This window comes from Pseudomonas sp. NFACC51 (genome assembly GCF_900103575.1).
GTDB classification, from domain to species: Bacteria; Pseudomonadota; Gammaproteobacteria; order Pseudomonadales; family Pseudomonadaceae; genus Aquipseudomonas; species Aquipseudomonas fluorescens_Q.
Genome location: NZ_FMXH01000011.1, coordinates 25,892 through 47,130, shown reverse-complemented (window position 1 = coordinate 47,130; position 21,239 = coordinate 25,892). Strand labels below are relative to the sequence as shown.

The 21,239-nt window shown below is 63.0% G+C and carries 21 protein-coding genes; 11 read left to right on the top strand and 10 right to left on the bottom strand.

All coding sequences use genetic code 11. The features are described from left to right. Nucleotides 1-52: 52 nt before the first annotated feature. Nucleotides 53-946 carry a cation diffusion facilitator family transporter gene (locus tag BLT00_RS20880; protein WP_092149963.1) on the bottom strand — a complete coding sequence of 298 codons (894 nt, stop codon included), beginning with the start codon at nt 944-946 and terminating at the stop codon, nt 53-55. Between the two features lie 28 nt (nt 947-974). Next, the gene (locus BLT00_RS20875) at nt 975-1,394 is read right to left on the bottom strand and encodes a polyribonucleotide nucleotidyltransferase (RefSeq protein WP_092149960.1); all 420 of its coding nucleotides are present in this window, start codon (nt 1,392-1,394) and stop codon (nt 975-977) included. A gap of 95 nt (nt 1,395-1,489) precedes the next feature. Here BLT00_RS20875 and hrpB point away from each other — a divergent pair, with 95 nt between their 5' ends. After that, on the top strand, nt 1,490-4,006 hold the full coding sequence (gene hrpB / locus BLT00_RS20870) for an ATP-dependent helicase HrpB (RefSeq protein ID WP_092149957.1): 2,517 nt from the start codon (nt 1,490-1,492) through the stop codon (nt 4,004-4,006). 144 nt (nt 4,007-4,150) lie between these two features. Here hrpB and BLT00_RS20865 read toward each other — a convergent pair whose 3' ends face one another. Both BLT00_RS20865 and BLT00_RS20860 read right to left on the bottom strand, forming a co-directional pair. Next, nucleotides 4,151-5,230, bottom strand: coding sequence for an endonuclease/exonuclease/phosphatase family protein (locus BLT00_RS20865; protein ID WP_092149954.1), 1,080 nt, complete (start codon nt 5,228-5,230; stop codon nt 4,151-4,153). A gap of 90 nt (nt 5,231-5,320) precedes the next feature. Further along, the gene (locus tag BLT00_RS20860; RefSeq protein ID WP_092149951.1) at nt 5,321-5,983 is read right to left on the bottom strand and encodes a YciC family protein; all 663 of its coding nucleotides are present in this window, start codon (nt 5,981-5,983) and stop codon (nt 5,321-5,323) included. Nucleotides 5,984-6,157: 174 nt separating this feature from the next. On the opposite strand from BLT00_RS20860, the gene BLT00_RS20855 reads away from it, so the two are divergent. The 3 genes from BLT00_RS20855 (at nt 6,158) to BLT00_RS20845 (ending at nt 8,151) form a co-directional block, all read left to right on the top strand. Further along, nucleotides 6,158-6,910: a DUF2076 domain-containing protein gene (locus tag BLT00_RS20855; protein ID WP_092149948.1), complete on the top strand. Its 753-nt coding sequence runs from the start codon at nt 6,158-6,160 to the stop codon at nt 6,908-6,910. 128 nt (nt 6,911-7,038) lie between these two features. Further along, on the top strand, nt 7,039-7,518 hold the full coding sequence (locus tag BLT00_RS20850; RefSeq protein WP_063324258.1) for a LabA-like NYN domain-containing protein: 480 nt from the start codon (nt 7,039-7,041) through the stop codon (nt 7,516-7,518). Nucleotides 7,519-7,539: 21 nt separating this feature from the next. Further along, on the top strand, nt 7,540-8,151 hold the full coding sequence (locus tag BLT00_RS20845) for a 3'-5' exonuclease (RefSeq protein ID WP_053189903.1): 612 nt from the start codon (nt 7,540-7,542) through the stop codon (nt 8,149-8,151). Between the two features lie 170 nt (nt 8,152-8,321). On the opposite strand, the gene BLT00_RS20840 is transcribed toward BLT00_RS20845, so the two are convergent. Further along, entirely contained in the window at nt 8,322-8,774 is a 453-nt protein-coding gene (locus tag BLT00_RS20840) for an Lrp/AsnC family transcriptional regulator (RefSeq protein ID WP_092149945.1), read from the bottom strand. A 161-nt stretch (nt 8,775-8,935) separates the two neighbouring features. Between BLT00_RS20840 and yedA the strand changes: the two genes are divergently transcribed. Together yedA and BLT00_RS20830 are read left to right on the top strand one after the other, a co-directional pair. After that, entirely contained in the window at nt 8,936-9,838 is a 903-nt protein-coding gene (yedA, locus tag BLT00_RS20835) for a drug/metabolite exporter YedA (protein ID WP_092149942.1), read from the top strand. 58 nt (nt 9,839-9,896) lie between these two features. Next, complete coding sequence (locus BLT00_RS20830; protein ID WP_092149939.1) at nt 9,897-11,234, top strand: RNA helicase RhlE1; 1,338 nt, start codon at nt 9,897-9,899, stop codon at nt 11,232-11,234. A 121-nt stretch (nt 11,235-11,355) separates the two neighbouring features. On the opposite strand, the gene BLT00_RS20820 is transcribed toward BLT00_RS20830, so the two are convergent. Beyond that, nucleotides 11,356-12,591, bottom strand: coding sequence for a TIGR03862 family flavoprotein (locus BLT00_RS20820; RefSeq protein WP_092149933.1), 1,236 nt, complete (start codon nt 12,589-12,591; stop codon nt 11,356-11,358). Between the two features lie 179 nt (nt 12,592-12,770). Further along, entirely contained in the window at nt 12,771-13,691 is a 921-nt protein-coding gene (locus tag BLT00_RS20815) for a histone deacetylase family protein (RefSeq protein ID WP_092149930.1), read from the bottom strand. Between the two features lie 73 nt (nt 13,692-13,764). On the opposite strand from BLT00_RS20815, the gene BLT00_RS20810 reads away from it, so the two are divergent. From BLT00_RS20810 to BLT00_RS20800, 3 genes are all read left to right on the top strand, one after another. Beyond that, a complete protein-coding gene (locus BLT00_RS20810; RefSeq protein ID WP_063324264.1) occupies nt 13,765-14,334 on the top strand; it encodes a GNAT family N-acetyltransferase in 570 nt (189 codons plus the stop codon). Between the two features lie 104 nt (nt 14,335-14,438). Further along, a complete protein-coding gene (gene tesB, locus BLT00_RS20805) occupies nt 14,439-15,308 on the top strand; it encodes an acyl-CoA thioesterase II (RefSeq protein ID WP_003205823.1) in 870 nt (289 codons plus the stop codon). Next, the gene (locus BLT00_RS20800; RefSeq protein ID WP_092149927.1) at nt 15,305-15,898 is read left to right on the top strand and encodes an HAD family hydrolase; all 594 of its coding nucleotides are present in this window, start codon (nt 15,305-15,307) and stop codon (nt 15,896-15,898) included. Before tesB ends, BLT00_RS20800 begins: the two co-directional genes overlap by 4 nt. 70 nt (nt 15,899-15,968) lie before the next feature. Here the strand turns inward: BLT00_RS20800 and BLT00_RS20795 are convergent, their stop codons facing one another. Then, on the bottom strand, nt 15,969-16,916 hold the full coding sequence (locus tag BLT00_RS20795; protein WP_092149924.1) for an alpha/beta hydrolase: 948 nt from the start codon (nt 16,914-16,916) through the stop codon (nt 15,969-15,971). Continuing rightward, complete coding sequence (locus tag BLT00_RS20790) at nt 16,917-17,801, bottom strand: KPN_02809 family neutral zinc metallopeptidase (protein WP_003205817.1); 885 nt, start codon at nt 17,799-17,801, stop codon at nt 16,917-16,919. Nucleotides 17,802-18,012: 211 nt separating this feature from the next. Between BLT00_RS20790 and BLT00_RS20785 the strand changes: the two genes are divergently transcribed. Beyond that, the gene (locus BLT00_RS20785; protein ID WP_092149921.1) at nt 18,013-18,789 is read left to right on the top strand and encodes an IclR family transcriptional regulator; all 777 of its coding nucleotides are present in this window, start codon (nt 18,013-18,015) and stop codon (nt 18,787-18,789) included. A gap of 62 nt (nt 18,790-18,851) precedes the next feature. Further along, complete coding sequence (locus BLT00_RS20780) at nt 18,852-19,730, top strand: DMT family transporter (RefSeq protein ID WP_092149918.1); 879 nt, start codon at nt 18,852-18,854, stop codon at nt 19,728-19,730. A 168-nt stretch (nt 19,731-19,898) separates the two neighbouring features. Here the strand turns inward: BLT00_RS20780 and BLT00_RS20775 are convergent, their stop codons facing one another. Then, nucleotides 19,899-21,236 (bottom strand): MFS transporter, encoded by a 1,338-nt coding sequence (locus BLT00_RS20775; protein ID WP_092149915.1) that lies wholly within the window; start codon nt 21,234-21,236, stop codon nt 19,899-19,901. Nucleotides 21,237-21,239: the final 3 nt, after the last annotated feature.

The window sequence follows — 21,239 nt, the reverse complement described above, 5'->3', positions numbered from 1 at the left end:
ACCGAGCGGGAGCAAGCTCCCTCGCCACAGGTTCTGTGTCGGGCCTCGGGGATCAGGCCTTGGCGCCGTTGACCACTTCCAGCGGATCAGCGTGAACCAGCACTTCGGCTTTCGGGTAGGCGCGATGGATCGCGTCGGCGGCCTGGTCGCTGATGCCGTGGGCCACTGACAGGGTCAATTCCCCCGGCAGTTCAAGGTGCAACTGCACGAACCAGTGGTTGCCGGAAATCCGCGTGCGCAGGTCATGGGCGCCTACGACGCCCGGCACGGCACAGGCCAGTTCCAGCATGTGCTGGCTGACGTCGGGCGGCAGTTCCTGATCCATCAGTACGGCGAAACTTTCCCGGGCGATCTGGACGGCGCTCCACAGAATGTAAATGGCGATCCCCAGGCCGAACCAGGCGTCCAGTTGATACCAGCCAAACCCGGCCAGCACCAGCGCCACCAGGATGCTGCCGTTAAGCAACAAGTCGGAGCGATAGTGCAGCGAGTCGGCACGCACGGCGTTGGAACCGGTGGCGCGGATGACCCGATGCTGCAACGCCAGCAGCGCCAGGGTCAGCCCGAGGGAAAACACGATCACGCCGACGCTCAGCCAGGGGGCATCCACCGGCACCGGGTTTTTCAGCCGCTCGAAAGCCTGCAAGGCAATCAATAAGGCACTGCCGCCGATAAACAGCGCCTGGGCCATGCCGGCCAGGGATTCGGCCTTGCCATGGCCGTAACGATGATCATCATCGGCGGGGCGCAGGGCGTAATGCACCGCCAGCAGATTGAGCAGCGAGGTGACGCCGTCCAATGCCGAGTCGGTCAGGCCGGCAAGCATGCTCACCGAGCCGCTCAGCCACCAGGCCAGCGCCTTGGCGACGACCAGGATGAGCGCCACGGCCACCGAAGCCCGGGTGGCCAGGCGCAGCAGGCGGGCGTGTTCGGTGCTGGTGGTCATGGCGCGGTCGTTCCTTCAGTAGCGCTTGTCATGCGGCGGGCTTGAGGCCGAGGGCGGCCAGTTGTTGCGCGCTGCCCTTGTGCTGGATCAGCCGAGGATCGTCCAGCGGGAAGCTGCGGCCCAGTTCGCGTTCCAGGATCGCCTGCAACACGTGGTTATTGACGGTGCCGTCGGGGTTGATGGCCGGCTTGAGTTTTTCTGGCTCGATCTGGACGCTTTTGCCCGGCTCGAAGTAAATGGCGCCGGTGGCGAAGTCCACGGCGAAGGCGATCAGGCCGGGGATGATGTAGAACAGCAGGCCGACGGCATCGAGGGCGGCAATCGCCGGGTCGATCTTGCCGTCGATCTGGCCGCGACGGTCCGGGTAGAAGATCGAGCCACAGGCGCTGATTTGAGTCAGCAGGGAGGCGACCAGCACGCCACCGATCACGCGAAAGGGAATACGCATAGCAATCTCCTGAACAGGTAAAGGCGTTGCTGGTTGGAGTCCAGACCACGCTAAACAGTTCGCCGTTATACTCGGCCCTCTGTTTTGGAGCCAGCATGATTTCTTTGCCGATTGATGAAGTTTTACCCGCCCTGCGTCAAGCCTTGGCATCGCGCCACGAAGCCGTGCTCGAAGCGCCGCCTGGTGCCGGTAAAACCACCCGTGTTCCCCTGGCCTTGCTGAACGAGCCCTGGCTGGCCGGGCAGACCATCCTGATGCTCGAACCCCGGCGCCTGGCGGCACGGGCGGCGGCCGAGCGACTGGCCAGCGAGCTTAAGGAAAAGGTCGGTGAAACCGTCGGCTACCGGATTCGCCTCGACAGCAAGGTCGGCCCCAAGACCCGCATTGAAGTGGTCACCGAAGGCATCCTCACCCGGCGCTTGCAGGACGACCCGGCGCTGGAAGGCGTGGGGTTGCTGATTTTCGATGAATTCCATGAGCGCAGTCTCGACGCCGACCTGGCCCTGGCCTTGAGCCTCAACGGGCGGGAACTGTTTCGCGAAGACCAGCCACTGAAGATCCTGCTGATGTCCGCCACCCTGGAAGGTGAGCGCCTGGCCGGGTTGCTGGACAATGCGCCAATCCTGCGCAGCGAAGGCCGCATGTTCCCGGTGACGGTGCGTTGGGGGCGGCCGTTCCAGCCCGGCGAGTTCGTCGAGCCGCGGCTGGTGCAGACCGTGCTGGAAGCACTGCACGATGAAACCGGCAGCGTCTTGGTGTTCTTGCCCGGGCAGGCGGAGATTCGCCGGGTCCATCAGCAACTGGCCGAGGCCTTGGGCGAGGGCGGCGATGTGTTGCTCTGTCCGCTGCACGGTGAACTGGACCTCGCCGCTCAGCGCGCTGCCATCGACCCCGCGCCGCCCGGCCAGCGCAAAGTGGTGCTGGCAACCAACATCGCCGAAACCAGCCTGACCATCAATGGCGTGCGGGTGGTGATCGACGCCGGACTGGCCCGGGTGCCGCGTTTCGACCCGGGCAGCGGCATGACCCGGCTCGACACCCAGCGCATTTCCCGAGCCAGCGCCACCCAGCGGGCCGGTCGGGCCGGGCGTCTGGAGCCTGGTGTCTGCTATCGATTGTGGTCCGAAGACCAGCATGAACAATTGGCCGCCTATGGCAGCGCGGAGATTCTGTCGGCGGATCTGGCCGGATTGGCCCTGCAGTTGGGGCGCTGGGGCGTGACGCCGGCGCAATTGGTCTGGCTCGACATCCCGCCCACCGCCGCCTATGCCCAGGCCCAGGATCTGCTGCAACGCCTCGGCGCGCTGGAGGGCGAGCAACTGACCCGCCACGGCCAGGCCATGGCCGAGCTGCCGGCCCATCCGCGTATCGCTCATCTGTTGTTGCGCGGTCAGGCGCTGGGGCTGGCGGACATGGCCTGCAACGTCGCCGCACTGTTGGGCGAGCGCGATATTCTGCGCGGCGCCGGCGCGGATCTGCACAGTCGCCTGGCCTTGCTGTCCGGTGAAGAGCGAGCAGCGCGCGGTGCCCTGGGCGGGGTGCAGCGGGCACGACAACTGGCCCGGCAATATCGCGGCTATTTACGAGGCAAGGCCGAAGAAGCCGTCGCCGATCCCGATCACCCGCGCTGGCTCGGTGCGTTGCTGGCGTTGGCCTATCCGGACCGCGTCGCCCAGCAGCGCCGCCCCGGCGGCGCTGAATATCGTTTGGCCAACGGCCGTGCGGCGCTGTTTGCCGAGGCTGACAGCCTGATGAAGCAAGCGTGGCTGGTGATCGCCGATCTGGGCAGCCGCCAGGGGCAGCGGGAAGAACGGATCTACTTGGCGACGGATTTCGACCCGGCACTGTTCGACTCGGTATTGGCCGAGCAGGTGCACACGGTGGATCAGTTGGATTGGGACGAGCGCGAAGGCGTGCTGCGGGCCGAGCGCCAGCGCAAGGTTGGCGAACTGGTGCTCAGCCGCGAACCGCTGACCGGCCTGGATGAGTCTGCCCGTAGCCAGGCCTTGGTGAATCTGGTGCGGCGCAAGGGCCTGGAATTATTGCCCTGGACCCCGGAACTGCGGCAATGGCAGGCGCGGGTGGCGCTGCTGCGTTGCCTGGACCTGGACGCCAAGGGCGAGAGCCAATGGCCGGATGTCAGCGATAGTGCGTTGCTGGGCAGCCTCGAACATTGGTTGATGCCGTATCTGGGCCGAGTCTCGCGCCTCAGCCATTTTGCCAACCTGGACTTGTCGAGCATCGTTCACAACCTGTTGCCCTGGCCCCTGCCGCAACGTTTGGATGAACTGGCGCCGCACCATTTGAGCGTGCCTTCGGGGTCGTCGATCCGCCTGGACTACAGCGAGCATCCGCCGATCCTGGCGGTGCGCTTGCAGGAGCTCTTCGGCCTGGCCGACACCCCACGCATCGCTGGCGGGCGGCAGGTGGTCAAGCTGCACCTGCTGTCACCGGCGCGCCGACCGGTGCAAGTCACCCAGGACCTGGCGAACTTCTGGCGCAGCACCTACGCCGAGGTGAAGAAGGACCTCAAGGGGCGCTACCCCAAGCACTACTGGCCGGATGATCCGCTGGTGGCGGAGGCGACGGCGCGGGTCAAGCCGCGTAAATAAGCTGAGGCAATTCAGGGTATGCAATACAAATTCTGTGGGAGCCGAGCTTGCTCGCGATAGCGGTGTGTCAATCAATAGCAATGCTGCTGATCCGCCGCCATCGCGAGCAAGCTCGGCTACCACAGGGGGCTTAGGTGAATCCTGCTAAGGTGCAGCCGGCAATAGGAACCGTGCAATCACCGGCAAGTGATCGGAGATGCGCAAGGTATCGTCCTGTCGCACCTGGGCTTCGACCCGCTTGATGCGCGGGCTGTAGAAGAGGTAGTCGACAGTACGGTCGGGGCCGTTGAGGCCGGGGTCGTTCGGGTAGTGGGTCAGCCAGTGTGCGCGGTCGATGCCGCTGGCCTCGTTGTTGGTGGGGATCATCGGGTATTTGTCCCACAACAGGTGCAAGGGGCTGTCGGCGGAGTAGGGCGTGCGTTGCTCGGACGGCAGGCGCCGGTACTGGCCCAGGGGCAGCAGGTTGAAGTCGCCGCCGATCAGCCAGGGTGTGCCAGCGGATTCGAATTTATCCAAGGCCTTGGCCACGGCGGTGATTTGTCTGGGCAGGGTTTCGTCCGGCTCGGTGGCCCGTTCCAGATGGGTGTTGAGCACTGCCAGTTGACCGCCGCCGCTCAGCGACAGATAGCTCACCAACAAGGCATTTTTGGGCTGGAACTGACGGCTGATGATGTTGGCGTCTGCCACCGGCAGTTGTACCCGTTCGGCATGGTCGATGCGGTAGCGACTCAGGGTCGCCAGTTGCCGGCCGACGCTGCCGAAGATGTGTGGATCGGGGGTGAAGTCGGCCTTCCAGTCGAAAGTGCTGGTGCCGCACGGATAGAGGTCAGCCAGCCGCTCCTGCAACAGCTTGAGCTGGTCCTGGTAATCGCTGGCCTTGGCGCCCTTGTCCAGTTCCTGGAGCAGCACGACGTCCGGTTGCTCATCGCGGATGACCCGTGCCACTTCGTCGAGGCTGAAGGCCATGTCTTCCAGGGTCGGGCTTTCATCGTTGCCCTGGGCCAGGTCGTGCCAGAACACGTAGCGTTTGCCGGCGAGGAACTGCACGTTCCAGGTCATCACCTTCAAGGCCTGGCCGGGCACCAGCGGTGCTGCGTTGGCGGTGCAACTGACCGGCAAGGTTTCCCGAGGCTGTGGCCGCCAGGTCAGGCCGTAGATCGACAGGGCGGCCAGGCTGAGGATCAACAGCAGGCCCAGCAAGGTGTAGCGCAGTAGACGGGTCATGGCTCGGCTTATGGGCGAAACGCGAAAGTGCTCCCGAGCATAACCGAGAGCGGTTCTCAAGCCCAAGCCCAGGGCCTTCGCAGTGTGCGATCAGCGGTTGTCAGGCTTGGCTTCGATCAACATGAACATGCGGAACAGCACCACGCTGGTGAACAGTTGCAAGAAGCTGTGAACGCTTTCGATCAGCAAACTGAGCAAAGGATTCTGGGGCGGCGGGTACACCGAGACGCTGACCCCCTTGAGCAGCCACAGCGGGCCCATCACACAGAGGATGCACAGCAGGATCCGCCAGAAGTTGCCGCGGGACATGTTCAGGCTTTCCTTCATCGCCGCCAGGGGAGGCAGTCCCCTGAGGACCAACAGGTATTCACTGAAGGCCAGGGTCACCATTAGCCATAAGCCCGGCAGGAAATACAACGACAGCCCCACCAGGATCAACAGCGTGTTGAGCGCCGTCAGCAAGGCAAAGCGTGGCCACAGGGTGAGGGCCGTTGCGAGCAGGTCACGGGTGCGTGGTGCTTCACCGCGGCTGCGGGCGTCGAGGAACAGGATCAACGCGGCGGTGTACAAGGGGTACACCAGCAGCCCGACGATCACGCTGTAGCCGGGAAAGCCGTCGGGGCCGAGGGCGCTGTCCACGCCTTGCTGCAGCAACGCCTCGAGTATGACCAGCGGCAGGCACAGTTGGGCGATTCGGCCCAGATGGCGCTTGAAGAAATACAAAGAGTCGCGCAGCACGTCAAACGGATTCATGAGTCGGTATCGCAGTTCAAAAGCGGTCCGACACTTTAACCGATCAGGCGCCCGCACAAGCAAACGTAAACATCAGGTAAAGACCATTGAAAGCTTTCCGGCGAGCCCCATTACTGATGGGCACCGGTCTTCGGGATCGGAATGGTTTCTACCCGGCAATCTAATGAGGTCGCCATGAACAGCGAAGAACAAACCCTGATCGATGGACTGTTTTCACGGCTGCAACAGGCCGAAAAGGATTCAGCCCCGCGCGACGCCCAGGCCGAGGCGCGGATCAAGGAACACCTGGCCAGCCAGCCAGCGGCGGGCTATTTCATGGCCCAGGCGATTCTGGTGCAGGAGGCCGCGATCAAGCGCCTTGATGAACAGAACAAGCAACTCACTCAGCAAACCGAGCAATTGCAGGCCGAGCTGCAACGGGCCCGTTCCCAGCCATCGGCGCCCAGCGGTGGCGGAGGCTTTCTGTCGAGCATTTTTGGTGGCAGTGCCCGGGATTCACGCCCGGCAAGCGCACCGACATCCAGTGGCGGAGGCTGGCGCGAACCGGCACAGCCGTCCTTCAATGCCCAGCCCCAACCGGGCTTCGGCGCGCCGCCCGGCAATTATGGCGCACCGCAGCAGCAGCAGGCCCCGGCAGCGGGCAGCTTCCTGGGCGGCGCCCTGAAAACCGCGGCGGGCGTGGCCGGCGGCGTGATGCTGGCCCAAGGCATCAGCAGCCTGTTTCACAGTAACCAGCAACCGCAGGAAATCGTCGAGGTCATCAAGGAAGAACCGGCGCAACCGGTCAACGATACCGCAGGCAACGGCTGGGGCGATGACCCGCGCGTGGCTGACAACGACACCTACGGCAACGACCAGGGCGGGTTCAGCGACGCGGACTACAGTGACGATTCATCTTCCTTCGGCGACGACGACTCCTTCGTCTGACCTGCCATTCGTCCGGGGCGCACAGGCGCCTCGGGCCGATTATTCGCGGAACAATCCTTCGGGCTGGCATACTGGGCGACTTTTCGGCCCTGGTGGCCTGTGTGCGTGTGCATCCAAGAGGAAACGCGGTGAAAAAAATTGCAGTGTTCGCCGATGTCCAGAACCTCTACTACACCGTGCGCCAAGCCTACGGTTGCCATTTCAACTACGCCGCGCTGTGGGCTGATGTCAGCAAGCAGGGGCAGATCGTCGAGGCCTATGCCTACGCGATCGATCGCGGTGACAGCAAGCAGCAGCAATTCCAGCAGATCCTGCGCAACCTGGGCTTTGTCGTGAAGCTCAAGCCCTATATCCAGCGCAGCGACGGCTCGGCCAAGGGGGACTGGGACGTGGGCATTACGCTGGACATCATGGACGCCGCCGACCACGTCGACGAAGTGGTGCTGGCCTCCGGCGACGGCGATTTCGACATGTTGCTCGAACGCATCATCACCAAGCACGGCGTGCAGGCCGTGGCCTATGGCGTGCCGGGTCTGACCGCCAACTCGCTGATCCGCGCCGCCAGCCGCTACGTGCCGATCGAAGGCGCGTTGCTGCTCAAGAATTGATTTTCACGGAGTTCAAAAGGTTTGGAACGCATCGCAGTCATCGACTTTGAAACCACCGGCATCACCCCGAGCAGCAGTTGCCGGGCCACTGAAATCGCGGTGGTGATGCTCGAGCAAGGCCGGATCGTCGACCGCTACCAGAGCCTGATGAATGCCGGTGTGCGCGTCCCTGCGTTTATCGAGCAACTGACCGGCATCAGCAACGCCATGCTGCGCAGCGCCCCGTCGGCGGAAAAAGTGATGAACGAGGTCAACGAATTCGTTGGCATCACGCCGCTGCTGGCCCACAACGCCGCGTTCGATCAGAAATTCTGGGACTTTGAACTGGGACGGATCAAGCGCACCCGCCTGCAGAATTTTGCCTGCTCGCTGTTGCTGGCCCGGCGCCTGATGCCGGCGGCGCCGAACCACAAGCTCGGCACGCTCAACGCTTTCGCCGGCCTGCCCCACACCGGTCAGGCTCACCGCGCCATGGCCGATGCCGAAATGGCCGCCAACCTCACCGCACACCTGGCTTCGGAATTGCGGCAAAAGCATGGGCTGCGGGAGTTGTCCCATGATCTGCTGTGCAGTCTGCAGAAAGTGCCGGCGGCGAAAATCAATGAGCACCTCAAGCGCCATCGCGGGTTCTAAACACACCACAACCAACTGTGGGAGCGGGCTTGCTCCACAGTTTGATCATTCCCATGCTCCGCGTGGGAATGCCTCAACGGACGCTCTGCGTTCGGCGCTTGATGGGACGCGGAGCGTCCTGGGCTGCATTCCCGCGCAGAGCGTGGGAATGATCTGGTCAAGGTTGACGGTTATTTCCCATTGCCTTCCAACTGCTCCAACGGCACACGCTTTTCAATGGCGCTGGACAGCACGATCGAAGTCTTGCTGAAGCCGAACTTGGCGATGCGGTTGATCAGTTCTTCCAGTTCCGGCATCGAGCCCACCGCCGCTTGCATGATCACGCACGGGTCGCCTGTCACCCGATGGCACTCGGTCAGTTGCGGGATTTTGCACAGTTCGTCGTAGGTCTTCTGGTTGCCGTGCTGGTTCATCCGCAATTCGATCACGCACTGCACCGGCAGGCCGATCTTCGCCATGTCGACTTTGGCTTGATAACCGGTGATGACGCCGCTGGCTTCCAGTTTGCTGACCCGCTCGGCCACGGCCGGGGCTGACAGGTTCACTTTACGGGCCAGTTCGGCGTAGGACGCACGACCGTTTTCCAGCAGGGCGGCGAGCAGCATGCGGTCGTATTTATCCATGTATTGGCTTCCAAGTGACGTGACTTTCGAAAGCGCGGTTTATAGCGCCAATCTCCATGTTTTGAAAAGTGTATGGGTGGGATAAACAGGTTTTGTAACTTATTTTCCGTCTGTCGCCTTTCTAGAATAGCGACTCTCATTGTCCTGACTTCGAGCTGAACATGCCTGGCCCACGCCGTTTTCCCTTGCCATTGATTGCTGCCTTTTTTGCCTTGTACGTCATCTGGGGTTCGACCTACCTGGTGATTCGCATCGGTGTGGAGCATTGGCCGCCGCTGTTGCTGGCCGGGATTCGTTTTGTGCTGGCCGGTTCGCTGATGTACGGCTTCCTGCGCTGGCGCGGGGCACCGGCGCCGACCTGGGCGCAATGGAAGGCCGGGGCTATCATCGGCGTGCTGTTGCTCAGTTTCGGTAACGGCGCGGTCAGTGTGGCCGAGCACACGGGCGTGGCGTCCGGGGTGGCGGCGTTGGCCGTGGCGACGGTGCCTTTGTTTACCTTGCTCTGCGGATATTTCTGGGGCGCGCGTAACACGCGTCTGGAATGGGCGGGCATTGTATTGGGGTTGATTGGCATCGCGATGCTCAACCTGGGCTCCAATCTGCAGTCCAGCCCGTTGGGTGCGACCTTGCTGGTATTCGCGGCGGCCTCCTGGGCCTTCGGTTCGGTGCTGAGCAAACACTTGCCGTTGCCGGCAGGGGCGATGGCCAGTGCCGTGGAAATGCTGGTAGGCGGCGTGGTGCTGTTGATCGGCAGTGTGGCCAGCGGCGAGCACCTGGACAGGATGCCGCCGCTGGAAGGTTGGTTTGCCTTGGCTTACCTGACCTGCTTCGGCTCGATCGTTGCCTTCAATGCCTACATGTACCTGCTCAAGCATGTGCGCCCGGCGGCGGCCACCAGTTATGCCTACGTCAACCCAGCCGTGGCGGTGTTGCTGGGGATCGTGTTCGCGGGTGAAACCATTGGCGCTGAAGAAAGTGTGGCGATGTTGGTGATCATCAGTGCCGTGGTGTTGATCGGTTTGCCGCAGTGGCGCAAACCCAAGCCTGCGCCGGCCGCTTCCTGATTTAGGGTAAACTGCCGCGCATTGCACACCTTGCGCTGATTTTTCCTACGGTACTTCCATGACTTTCGCCACTCTTGGCCTGATCGAACCCTTGCTGCGCGCCCTCGAGACGCTCGGTTACCAGACCCCGACCCCAGTGCAGGCCCAAGCCATGCCGGCGGTGCTGGCCGGTCGCGACTTGATGGCCGCGGCCCAGACAGGCACCGGCAAGACCGCCGGTTTCGCCGTGCCGCTGCTGCAGTTGCTGACCACCGAAGGACCGAAGGTCGCGGCCAACTCGGTGCGAGCGCTGATCCTGGTGCCGACCCGTGAGCTGGCCGAGCAGGTCCATGAAAGCGTGCGTCAGTACGCGCAAAACCTGCCGCTGAGCACCTACGCCGTGTACGGCGGTGTCAGCATCAACCCGCAGATGATGAAATTGCGCAAAGGCGTCGACCTGCTGGTCGCCACGCCAGGGCGCCTGCTCGACCTGTTCCGCCAGAATGCGCTGAAGTTCAACCAGTTGCAGACCCTGGTGCTGGACGAAGCCGACCGCATGCTCGATCTGGGCTTCTCCGAAGAACTGGCGAACATCTACAAGGCCTTGCCGAAAAAGCGCCAGACCCTGCTGTTTTCGGCGACCTTCTCCGACGCGATCCGCCTGCTGGCCGGGCAGATGCTCAACGATCCGCTGAGCATTGAAGTGAGCCCGCGCAACGTCGCCGCCAACACCGTCAAGCAATGGGTGGTGACGGTGGACAAGAAGCGCAAGCCGGAATTGTTCGTGCACTTGATGCGCAAGAACAAGTGGAAGCAGGTGCTGGTTTTTGCCAAGACCCGCAACGGCGTCGATGCGCTGGTGGAAAAACTCCAGGGCCTGGGCGTCAACGCCGACGGCATCCACGGTGACAAACCCCAGGCCACCCGCCAGCGCGCACTGGACCGCTTCAAGGCCAGCGAAGTGCAGATCCTGGTGGCGACCGACGTCGCTGCCCGTGGCTTGGATATCGAAGATTTGCCGTTGGTGGTGAACTTCGACCTGCCGATCGTGGCCGAGGACTACATCCACCGTATCGGCCGTACCGGCCGGGCGGGCGCTACAGGGCAGGCAATCTCCCTGGTCTGCGCCGATGAAGTGAATTTGCTGTCAGCCATCGAGATGTTGACCCGTCAGACGTTGCCTCGCCAGATGGAACAAGACTTCGAGCCTGAGCACCGTGTGCCCGACACCGATGCCAGCGGCCAGGTGATCAAGAAACCGAAAAAGCCGAAGAAACCGAAAACCTCCGGTGGCGGCGGCAAGCGCAACCTGGGCAAGTGGGTGGACAGCGGCGACTCCTCGCCTGTGGAACCTTCGGTCAAGCCGGTTCGCAAAGTACCGGTGTTCAATACCGGGCCGCGTAAAAAGAAACCCTGATAGTTCACTGACCGATGATCGTTCCCACGCTCTGCGTGGAAACGCCTCTACGGACGCTCCGCGTTCGGCTTTGGGACGCGGAGCGTCCCGGGCTGCATTCCCACGCGGAGCGTGGGAACGATCACTGCTTCAAGAATTCCAGCATACCCAACCCCGCCGCCCGGCCACTGGCAAAGCACGCCGTGAGCAGGTAGCCGCCGGTGGGCGCTTCCCAGTCGAGCATTTCCCCGGCGCAGAAAACGCCGGGTATCTGCTTGAGCATCAGGCGTTCGTCCAGGGCTTCGAAGGTCACGCCACCGGCGCTGCTGATGGCTTCATCCAACGGGCGGGTTTTCACCAAGGACAATGGCAAGGCCTTGATCGCCTGGGCCAGCCGCGCCGGCTCAGCAAAGCAATCAGCTGGCGTGAGTTCACGCAACAGCGCAGCCTTGACCCCGTCGATCCCCAACTGGCTGTGCAAGTGCTTGGCCACCGAGCGCGAGCCGCGAGGCTTGCTCAGGGCTTGCTGGATTTTATCCACAGGTCGGCCTGGCAGCAGATCCAGATGAATGGTCGCGCTGCCGTGTTGGTTGATGGCTTCGCGAATCGCTGCCGACAGGGCGTAGATCAGGCTGCCTTCGATGCCGGTGGCGGTGATCACGCATTCGCCGAGGCGCGGTATATCGTCGTTCAGGCCGATGGCGATGTTTTTCAGCGGGGCGCCTGCGAATTTGCTGACCATCAGATCGCTCCAGGCCTGCACTTCGAATCCGCAATTGCTCGGTTGCAAAGGCGCAAGGACTACACCGCGCTGTTCCAATGGCAACATCCAGGCGCCATCGGAGCCCAGCCGTGACCAACTGCCGCCGCCCAGCGCCAGCAACGTCGCATCAGGTTGCAGGGTTTTTTCGCCCTCTGGCGCTGCGATCCTCAGGCTGCCGTCGGGGTGCCAGCCAAGCCAGCGATGGCGCGTGTGAATCGTCACGCCGGCATCGCGCAGGCGCTTGAGCCAGGCGCGCAGCAGCGGGGCTGCTTTCATGTCGGTAGGAAATACCCGTCCGGAGCTGCCGACGAAGGTGTCGATGCCCAGCCCGTGAATCCATGTGCACAACTCATCCGCGCCGAAGGCCCGCAGCAAGGGGGCGAGGTTCGGCGCGCGTTCGGCGTAACGGGACAGAAAGGCCGGAAAAGCTTCCGAGTGGGTGATGTTCATACCGCCGACACCGGCCAGCAGAAACTTCCTGCCTACAGATGGCATCCCGTCGTACAGGTCGACCTGGATCCCGGCCTGGCTCAACACCTCGGCCGCCATCAGGCCGGCGGGGCCGCCGCCGATGATGGTGACGTTTGGGGTGGAGGGCTTGGCGGCTTGGGTCATGGCAAATTGTGGGGCTGTGGAATAAGCGGCGCATTCTATCAGCACAAACTCCTGCGGGAGCGGTGGTGATCAAAAAATAGCCAAGCGTTCGCACGCTATAAGCGACATAGCCTGTAGGCCATTTCACTCAGGTTATCCACAGGCCGCTCCACAGGCATTGTGGGTAACGCGCCCAGACTTCAATGACAACCTGATGACGCCCAGACCTTTTGTGCGCTGTGGTGCAGGATCCCGTGGCGGCGGGCCAGGGCCTGGCGGTCCTTGCTGTAGCCGCCGCCGATCACGCCGACCACCGGGATGTCGCGCCCCAGGCAATGGCGCATGACGCTTTCGTCCCGGGCGGCGAGGCCTGCATCGGTCAGCTTCAGATAACCGAGGGCGTCGTCCTTGTGCACATCGACACCGGCGTCGTACAGCACCAGGTCGGGCTGGTAGAGCGGCAGCAGGTAGTTGAGCGCATCGTCCACCACCTTCAGATAAGCGCCATCTTCCATGCCCATCGGCAGGGGAATGTCCCAATCGCTTTGGGCCTTGCGTGCAGGAAAATTCTTTTCGCAGTGCAGGGATACTGTCACGGCGTCCGGGGTGTCATGGAGTATTCGGGCGGTACCGTCGCCCTGATGCACATCGCAGTCGAAAATAAGCACTCGTGAGACCCGGCCGCTGGCCAGCAAATAGCGGCTGATCACCGCCAGGTCATTGAAAATGCAAAAACCGGCCGGGTGGTCGTAATGGGCGTGATGGGTGCCGCCGGCCAAATGACAGGCCAGCCCGTGCTCAAGGGCCTGCTCGGCCGCCAGGAGTGAGCCGCCCACGGCGCGAACCGTTCGGCGGGCCAGGGCTTCGCTCCAGGGCAGGCCGAGTCGCCGTTGGTCTTCACGAGACAACTCGCCGCCCATGTAGCGTTCGATATAAGCGCGGTCGTGGGCCAGGGCGAGGATGTCCGGGGGACATAGCGACGGGCGCAGTAGATCCGCATCGCGGGTCAGGCCGCTGTCCACCAGGTGATCGCGCAACAGGCGAAACTTGTCCATGGGGAAGCGATGGTCCGGCGGGAACTCGGGGCTGTAGTCTTCGTGATAGATCAGCGGCAGTGGCATGGTGTTTTCAGCGGTGATTGAGTGACGGATCCTACCAGCGATGTAGACTCTGGGGCATGGAAGGGGAGTGAAAATGGAGCCGATACTGGAACTGGAAAGCGCACGGCTGCTGTTGCGGCAGTGGCGCGATGATGATTTGCCGGAATTTGCCGCCATGTGCGCCGACCCGCAGGTGATGCGGTATTTCCCGGCGCGCCTGAGCCGCCTGGAAAGCGCCGCCCTGATCGGCCGCGTGCGAGGGCATTTCGCCGAGCATGGTTTTGGTTTGTGGGCCTTGGAGCGCAAGGACACTGGCGCTTTCATTGGCTTCACCGGGCTGGGTGTGGTCGGGTTCGATGCGCCTTTCACACCGGCCATCGAAATTGGCTGGCGCCTGGCCCGGGAGCACTGGGGCCTGGGGTATGCCAGCGAGGCGGCCTGGACCGCCCTGCGTTGTGCCTTCGACCAGTTGAAGCTGGACGAAGTGGTGGCGTTCACCGCCGTGGATAACTTGCCGTCGCAAAAGGTCATGCAGGCCATCGGCATGCAGCATGATCCGGCTGACGATTTCGAACACCCGACACTCGCGGTTGGTCATCCATTGCGTCACCATGTGCTCTATCGCATCAATCGTGAGCAGTGGCTACAGACCCTGCACGGTTAGCCGACACGGACGTTTACAATGCCCGCCAAAATGGCCCGGGCCACTATCGATCCGCCGCCGCAGCATAGACTGCGCGGTTTTTGCGCTGTGTGAGGAAAGTCTGAATGAGCCACGTGTTGGAAGATCTGGTCGACCTGCTGACCCTGGAACCGATCGAAGAGAACCTGTTTCGCGGGCGTAGCCAGGACCTGGGGTTTCGCCAGTTGTTCGGCGGCCAGGTCCTGGGCCAGTCGTTGTCGGCGGCCAGCCAGACCGTGGAAGAGGCGCGCCATGTGCATTCGATGCACGGTTATTTCCTGCGTCCGGGCGACGCGGCGTTGCCGGTGGTCTACCAGGTGGACCGGGTGCGTGACGGTGGCAGTTTCAGCACGCGCCGGGTGACGGCGATCCAGAAGGGCAACCCGATTTTCACTTGCAGTGCCTCGTTCCAGTACGACGAAGAGGGCTTCGAGCACCAGAGCAGCATGCCGCAAGTCGTCGGGCCGGAGAACCTGCCGTCCGAGCTGGAACTGACCCAGCAACGTGCGCACTTGCTGCCTGAGCACATGCGCGAAAAACTGCTGTGCCCCAAGCCGATCGAGGTTCGCCCTGTCACCGAAAAGGACCCTTACAACCCGCAACCGGCCGACCCGGTGAAGTACGTGTGGTTCCGTGCCGATGGCGCCCTGGCGGATTCGCCGGCCTTGCACAAATACCTGCTGGCCTACGCGTCGGACTTCGGCCTGTTGACCACTTCGCTGCTGCCCCACGGCAAATCGGTGTGGCACAAAGACATGCAGGTCGCCAGCCTCGATCATGCCTTGTGGTTCCATGCCGACCTGCGCGCCGATGACTGGTTGCTCTATGCCATGGACAGCCCGTGGGCCGGCAACTCCCGCGGGTTCTCCCGTGGCAGCGTGTTCAACCGCGCCGGACAACTGGTGGCCTCGGTCACCCAGGAAGGCCTGATTCGCCATCGCAAGGACTGGGCATGAGCCTGGCCGAGATTCGTCACTGGGTGTTCGACATGGATGGCACGCTGACGATCGCCGTGCATGACTTCGCGGCGATTCGCGTGGCCCTGGCGATTCCGGCCGAAGACGACATCCTGACCCACCTGGCCGCGTTACCGGCGGATGAGGCAGCAGCCAAGCATGCTTGGCTGCTGGAGCATGAACGGGACCTGGCGCTGGGCTCCAGGCCAGCGCCGGGCGCGGTTGAGCTGGTGCGGGAGCTGGCTGGGCGCGGTTATCGCCTGGGCATCCTCACCCGTAACGCCCGCGAGCTGGCCCACGTCACCCTCGAAGCCATCGGCCTGGCGGACTGTTTCGCCGTGGAGGATGTGCTGGGCCGCGACGAAGCACCGCCCAAGCCCCACCCCGGTGGCCTGTTGAAGTTGGCCGAGGCCTGGAGCGTGGCGCCCGAGGCGATGGTGATGGTGGGCGATTACCGCTTTGACCTGGACTGCGGGCGTGCGGCGGGGGCGCGGACGGTGTTGGTGAACTTGCCGGATAACCCGTGGCCGGAGCTGACGGATTGGCATGCGCGCGATTGTGGGGAGTTGCGGCGGATGCTGTTGGCTTGAGCGCTGGGTTGACTGAACGATCGCTATCGCGAGCTTGCTCGTGATAAGCCCCAGTCATTCGCGACAAAACTTACTGCCCAAACAACACCTTCAGCCCCTCAGGCGAAGTCAACATCCCATCCCCGTTATGCCCAACCCCCGGCACTTCGATCAGCCGCTGGTTCAACCCCTCGGGATGACGCCGGGTCAGGTAGTCAAAAAAGAAATGCCCGCGCAGTAACCGATACGGCCCCTGGGTTTGTGCTTCGCAGCCTTTATCCAGCGCTGGATGTTCCGGGTCGGTGTCTTGTTGTCCGAGCAAATAGACGATGTCGCGCTTGACGTAGTTATCTTCCAGTTGCGCGGGTGTTTGCCCCGCCGCGTAGGCTGGCAAGTTCTGCAGGCCGTACTTCCAATGATTGAAGCCAGGGCAACCGGCAGGGTCGAAAGCCATGGGCCGTTGCGCATCGAAGTAGGCATAGGACGACGGGTTGGCAATGACAAAACGTGGGCTGACCCGGTATTGGCCGTGGGCGAGCAGGGCATAGCGCTGCACGACCTGGGCGCCGCCGGAATGGCCGGCGATGACGATCTCTTTCACTTCGGGAAACTGCTGTCGGTCACTGACTCGCGCAACGATGTCGTCGAGTACCTGGAAGGAACTGATTGGATGGGGCCCTGTGGATAAGCCACCGGCCATCCAGTCGTTGCCTTGCCAGCGCAGGAGGTCATTGGGCAGTTGATGGCGCGCCACGTCCTGTTCGTTGAGAAACTGCGGGGCGATGATCAGGGTGGTACCCAGTTGCCCGGCCTGCCCGGCGGCCTTTTCCGCGCTGTGCAGGTAGGTGTCGGCATTGCGCAGCCGACCGTGGAGGATGATCAACACGCGCTGGATGGACGCTGGCGGTGGGCTTACGCCGACGGCCATGGCGCCGCCCTTGAACTGCAGTCGCCCTTGGGCGACCACGTTGACGCCGTGTTCCTCGGCCTGGGCAACGGCGCAGCACAGCACCAGCCCGACCAACGTCCCCCACTTCATCTACAGGGTTTTCGCCGCGAACGTGTCGCACTGGCTGACCTGGCCCTGGGCGAACCCGGTCTTGAACCAGCGCACTCGTTGCGCCGACGTGCCGTGGGTGAAGGAGTCCGGCACCACGCGGCCCTGGCCTTGTTGCTGCAAGCGGTCATCGCCGATGGCATTGGCGGCGTTCAAGGCTTCCTCGATGTCTCCCGGCTCAAGCCAGTTCAGGCGTTTTTGCGCATGGTTGGCCCATACACCAGCCAGGCAATCGGCCTGCAATTCCTGGCGTACCAACAAGCCACCATCGCCCTCCATCTGCCGGCCTTGCTGGCGCGCTTCCTGGATTTTCGCCGACACGCCGAGCAGCGTCTGCACATGGTGTCCGACTTCGTGGGCAATGACGTAGGCCTGGGCGAAGTCCCCGGCGGCGGCGAAGCGTTGGGACATTTCCTTGAAGAAACTCATGTCCAGGTAGACCTGGCGGTCTGCCGGGCAATAGAACGGACCGGTCGCCGACGAGGCCAGGCCGCAGGCCGAGTTGACTCGACCGCTGAACAACACCAGTTTCGGTTGTTGGTATTGGCGTCCGGCCTGCTGGAACACCTGGCCCCAGGTGTCTTCGGTATCGCCGAGGATCGAGCGCACGAACTCGGCCTGTTCATCGTTGGCCGGCGGTGCCTGGCGGGTCTGTGAAGAGGTGGGTGCGGATTGATCCATCTGCCCGGCCAGTTGCCCGAGAATCTGCATTGGGTCCTGGCCGGTGATCCAGCCGATGCCGACGATCAGGAGGACGGCCGTCAGGCTCAAGCCCTTGCCGCCGCCGAAACGCATCCCGCCACCGCCCCCACCGTCACCGCGAGCGTCCACCACGTTGTCACTGCGGCGACCTTTTTTCCATAACATGTGGGCGTTCCTCTGATTGACCGGGGTGTCACTGTACTGCCGTTGCGGTGAGTCTAGCTTTTGAGGCGTCAGGATGCGCGTGATGCCTGAGCTTTCAGGCAACCGGCGCGGGGTTTGGTTCATCAGGGCATGAATGAATGGCGCACCGGTTCCAGAATTTGCATTACACTTTGCATATTCTAGAATCGCCGAACTTACCTTTGGATCGCCCATGGCCGGCAGTCAAATCGAACGGGTTTTCAATGTGCTGGAAAGCCTCGCCAGCGACCCTCGCGGCTGGCCGCTGTTGGGCTTGGCCGAACAGTTGCAGATTCCCAAGAGTGCCACCCACCGTTTGCTCGCCGAACTGATGCGCCTGGGCTATGTGCGCCAGAATCCCGAGAACCTGCGTTATCACTTGTCGACCCGCCTGGTCGCCATGGGCTTTCGTTATCTGTCGCGAAGCGGTGCCGACATCGTCCAGCCAGTGCTCGATCGCCTGGCACAGGAAACGGGTGAACTGGTGCGCCTGGGTGTCATCGAAGGGGAGTGCCAGACCTGGATCGCCAAATCTCAGGGGGCCCGTTCCGGCTTGCGCTACGACCCGGACATGGGACGTGAGACGCCGTTGTCCTATACCGCGTCGGGCCATGCCTGGCTGGCTTGCATGAGTGACGCCGAGGCGTTGGCGCTGGTGGCGCGCCAGGCCGTGCAAGTGCCGGAGGACGCCGGGCCAAACGCGCCACGCAGCCCGGCTGGACTGCTCCAGTACCTGCACCAGGCCCGCGAACACGGCTATGCCTGTGTCGAGGAAAGCTCGGCGATCGGCACGTCGGCCATTGCCGCTGTGGTCCGTCATCCATTGGACGGCCGGGTCATCGGCGTGTTGAGTGTTGCCGGCCCCAGCGCACGGATGACGCGGGCGCGGTTGCATGAGCTGGCACCGACCTTGCTGGCGTTTGCCGAGGAGTTATCGCAAGCCAGCCAGGCCTCGGAATTGTTCAGCTGAATGCGGTCTCGTCCGCCACAGGCAAGCCTTGCACCCCACATCACGCAACGCAGGATTCCTACATGACCGTCAGCACTCCGCTTTCCGGTGTCAATCAGGCTTTCAAGGGCATCCTGCTTATTCTGGTGGCGACGTTTCTGTTCTCCAGTCATGACGCCTTGTCGAAATATCTCTCGGGTTTCTACCCGATCATCATGGTGGTCTGGGCACGTTACGTGGTGCACACGTTGTTGATGGCGGGTATTTTCCTGCCGCGCTCGGGGTTGCGGGTCCTGCGGACCAAGCGGCCTTTGTGGCAACTGGGCCGGGCGCTGTGCCTGCTGGGCACCAGTCTGTTCTTCACCACGGCGCTGTTGTATATCCCGCTGGCCGAGGCGACGGCGGTCAACTTTCTCGCACCTGTGCTGGTCACCGCGTTGTCGGTGCCATTGCTGGGCGAACACGTGACACGCGGGCAATGGATCGCAGTGATCTTCGGCTTTGTCGGGGTGTTGATCATCGTCCATCCGGGCGGGGATCTGTTCACCCCGGCGGTGATATTGCCGTTCTGTTCGGCGCTGTTCTTCTGTTTCTACCAACTGCTCACGCGAAAGCTCAGCGAGATCGACAGCCCGACCACCAGCAACTTCTTCGCCGGCCTGTGCAACACCCTGGTGATGAGCGCGTTGGTGCCGTTCTTCTGGCAAGTGCCGAGCCTGTTGCACGGAGCGATGATGCTGGCGCTGGGCGCCTGCGGGATGACGGCGCACCTGATGCTGACCCAGGCCTTCCGCTTTGCCGCCCCGGCGCTGCTCGCGCCGTTCGGGTATTGCCAGATCGTGTTTGCCGGGCTGCTGGGCTGGTTGTTGTTCAACCATACGCCGACGCTGACCACCGTGGTGGGCATCGCCCTGATCTGCTTGAGTGGGTTGGCGGCGGCGTGGCAACAGCGGCGCAAGTGACCGCCCCACAGAACCCTTTGTGGCCAGCCCAGTCCCCTGTGGCTAGCACAGTCCACTGTGGCGAGGGAGCTTGCTCCCGCTGGGCTGCGAAGCAGCCCCCGCTTTCAGGCGATTGCTGCGCAATCGAGCGGGAGCAAGCTCCCTCGCCACAGGTCTTCTCCAGCCGTATCAGTTTTCCAGGGTCGGCACCTTGCGCGGCGCCATGAAGTACAGCCAAGTCAGGGCAATGAAGTACATCGCCGGGATCAGGGTGAACAGCACGGTGTAGTTATTGTTGGTCACGGTGAGGATGTGACCCACTAGCTGGGTCATGAACATCCCGCCGATGGCCGCGCACATGCCGCCGAAGCCGAACACCGTACTCATCATGTGCTTGGGCGTGTAGTCCATGACCAGGCTCCAGATGTTGGCGGTCCAGGCCTGGTGCGCGCCGATGGCCAGGGAAATGGCGAACACTGCCATCCACAGGTTGCTTGCGCCGGCGGCCATGATCACGCCGATGATGCAGCAGGCGAACAGCAGCATGGACACCAGTCGCGCCTTGATCGGATCGAGGCCGCGACCGATCAGGAACGAAGACAGGATCCCGCCGCCCACGCTGCCGAAGTCGGCGGTGAGGTAGATGATGATCAACGGGATGCCCATCTGGGTCACGTTGATGCCCAGGTTGTACTGCTGGTTCAGGAACGGCGGCAACCAATAGAGATAGAACCAGAACACCGGCGCGGTGATCGAGTAGGCCAGGGCGAACGCCCAGGTGCCGCGCATGCGCAGGATGCGTGAGAACGGTACGCGGACCTGGTCCGGTTCGTCCTGGGCCTGGATGTAGTCCAGCTCCGATTGTTTGACGGTGGGATGGTCTTCGGGGTTGAAGTATTTCAGGCCCCAGAACACCAGCCAGATCCCGCCGAGCGCGGCCATGCACAGGAACGCGGCCTGCCAGCCCCACACGTGCAGGACCAGCGGCAACAGCATCGGGGTGAACATCGCGCCGACATTGGTCCCGGCGTTGAAGATACCGGTGGCTACGGCCCGTTCGCCCGCCGGGAACCACAGTCGTGTGGTCTTCACGCAGGCCGGGTAGTTGGCGGCTTCGGTGAGGCCGAGGATGAAGCGGCAGACCATGAAGCCCACCGCCGAGGTGGCCAGGCCGTGGGCGCCGGTCGCCAGGCTCCAGAGCAGCACGGCGCAAAAGAACACGCGCTTGACGCCGATCCGGTCGATCAGCCGCCCCTGCAACACGAAACCGACGGCATAACCGACCTGGAACCAGAAGTTGATGTTGGCGTAATCCATCGCCGTCCAGCTCATCTCCTTGGCCAGGATCGGCTGCATGACGCCCAGGGCGGCGCGGTCGATGTAGTTCAGGGTGGTGGCGAAAAACACCAGGGCGAGCATGCCCCAACGGGTCTTGCCCACGGTCATGGCGCCGCGGATCTTGTCTCCGACGCCGCCGGTGGAGGCACTCAGGCCAGTGGCCAGGCGGGAACTTTGGGAAGGAATCATAGC

What these genes read in the sequence shown, in the direction of transcription:
- BLT00_RS20880 (WP_092149963.1), bottom strand. Translation starts at nt 946, where the DNA reads ATGACCACCAGCACCGAACACGCCCGCCTGCTGCGCCTGGCCACCCGG.
- BLT00_RS20875 (WP_092149960.1), bottom strand. Translation starts at nt 1,394, where the DNA reads ATGCGTATTCCCTTTCGCGTGATCGGTGGCGTGCTGGTCGCCTCCCTG.
- hrpB (WP_092149957.1), top strand. Translation starts at nt 1,490, where the DNA reads ATGATTTCTTTGCCGATTGATGAAGTTTTACCCGCCCTGCGTCAAGCC.
- BLT00_RS20865 (WP_092149954.1), bottom strand. Translation starts at nt 5,230, where the DNA reads ATGACCCGTCTACTGCGCTACACCTTGCTGGGCCTGCTGTTGATCCTC.
- BLT00_RS20860 (WP_092149951.1), bottom strand. Translation starts at nt 5,983, where the DNA reads ATGAATCCGTTTGACGTGCTGCGCGACTCTTTGTATTTCTTCAAGCGC.
- BLT00_RS20855 (WP_092149948.1), top strand. Translation starts at nt 6,158, where the DNA reads ATGAACAGCGAAGAACAAACCCTGATCGATGGACTGTTTTCACGGCTG.
- BLT00_RS20840 (WP_092149945.1), bottom strand. Translation starts at nt 8,774, where the DNA reads ATGGATAAATACGACCGCATGCTGCTCGCCGCCCTGCTGGAAAACGGT.
- yedA (WP_092149942.1), top strand. Translation starts at nt 8,936, where the DNA reads ATGCCTGGCCCACGCCGTTTTCCCTTGCCATTGATTGCTGCCTTTTTT.
- BLT00_RS20830 (WP_092149939.1), top strand. Translation starts at nt 9,897, where the DNA reads ATGACTTTCGCCACTCTTGGCCTGATCGAACCCTTGCTGCGCGCCCTC.
- BLT00_RS20820 (WP_092149933.1), bottom strand. Translation starts at nt 12,591, where the DNA reads ATGACCCAAGCCGCCAAGCCCTCCACCCCAAACGTCACCATCATCGGC.
- BLT00_RS20815 (WP_092149930.1), bottom strand. Translation starts at nt 13,691, where the DNA reads ATGCCACTGCCGCTGATCTATCACGAAGACTACAGCCCCGAGTTCCCG.
- BLT00_RS20810 (WP_063324264.1), top strand. Translation starts at nt 13,765, where the DNA reads ATGGAGCCGATACTGGAACTGGAAAGCGCACGGCTGCTGTTGCGGCAG.
- tesB (WP_003205823.1), top strand. Translation starts at nt 14,439, where the DNA reads ATGAGCCACGTGTTGGAAGATCTGGTCGACCTGCTGACCCTGGAACCG.
- BLT00_RS20800 (WP_092149927.1), top strand. Translation starts at nt 15,305, where the DNA reads ATGAGCCTGGCCGAGATTCGTCACTGGGTGTTCGACATGGATGGCACG.
- BLT00_RS20795 (WP_092149924.1), bottom strand. Translation starts at nt 16,916, where the DNA reads ATGAAGTGGGGGACGTTGGTCGGGCTGGTGCTGTGCTGCGCCGTTGCC.
- BLT00_RS20790 (WP_003205817.1), bottom strand. Translation starts at nt 17,801, where the DNA reads ATGTTATGGAAAAAAGGTCGCCGCAGTGACAACGTGGTGGACGCTCGC.
- BLT00_RS20785 (WP_092149921.1), top strand. Translation starts at nt 18,013, where the DNA reads ATGGCCGGCAGTCAAATCGAACGGGTTTTCAATGTGCTGGAAAGCCTC.
- BLT00_RS20780 (WP_092149918.1), top strand. Translation starts at nt 18,852, where the DNA reads ATGACCGTCAGCACTCCGCTTTCCGGTGTCAATCAGGCTTTCAAGGGC.
- BLT00_RS20775 (WP_092149915.1), bottom strand. Translation starts at nt 21,236, where the DNA reads ATGATTCCTTCCCAAAGTTCCCGCCTGGCCACTGGCCTGAGTGCCTCC.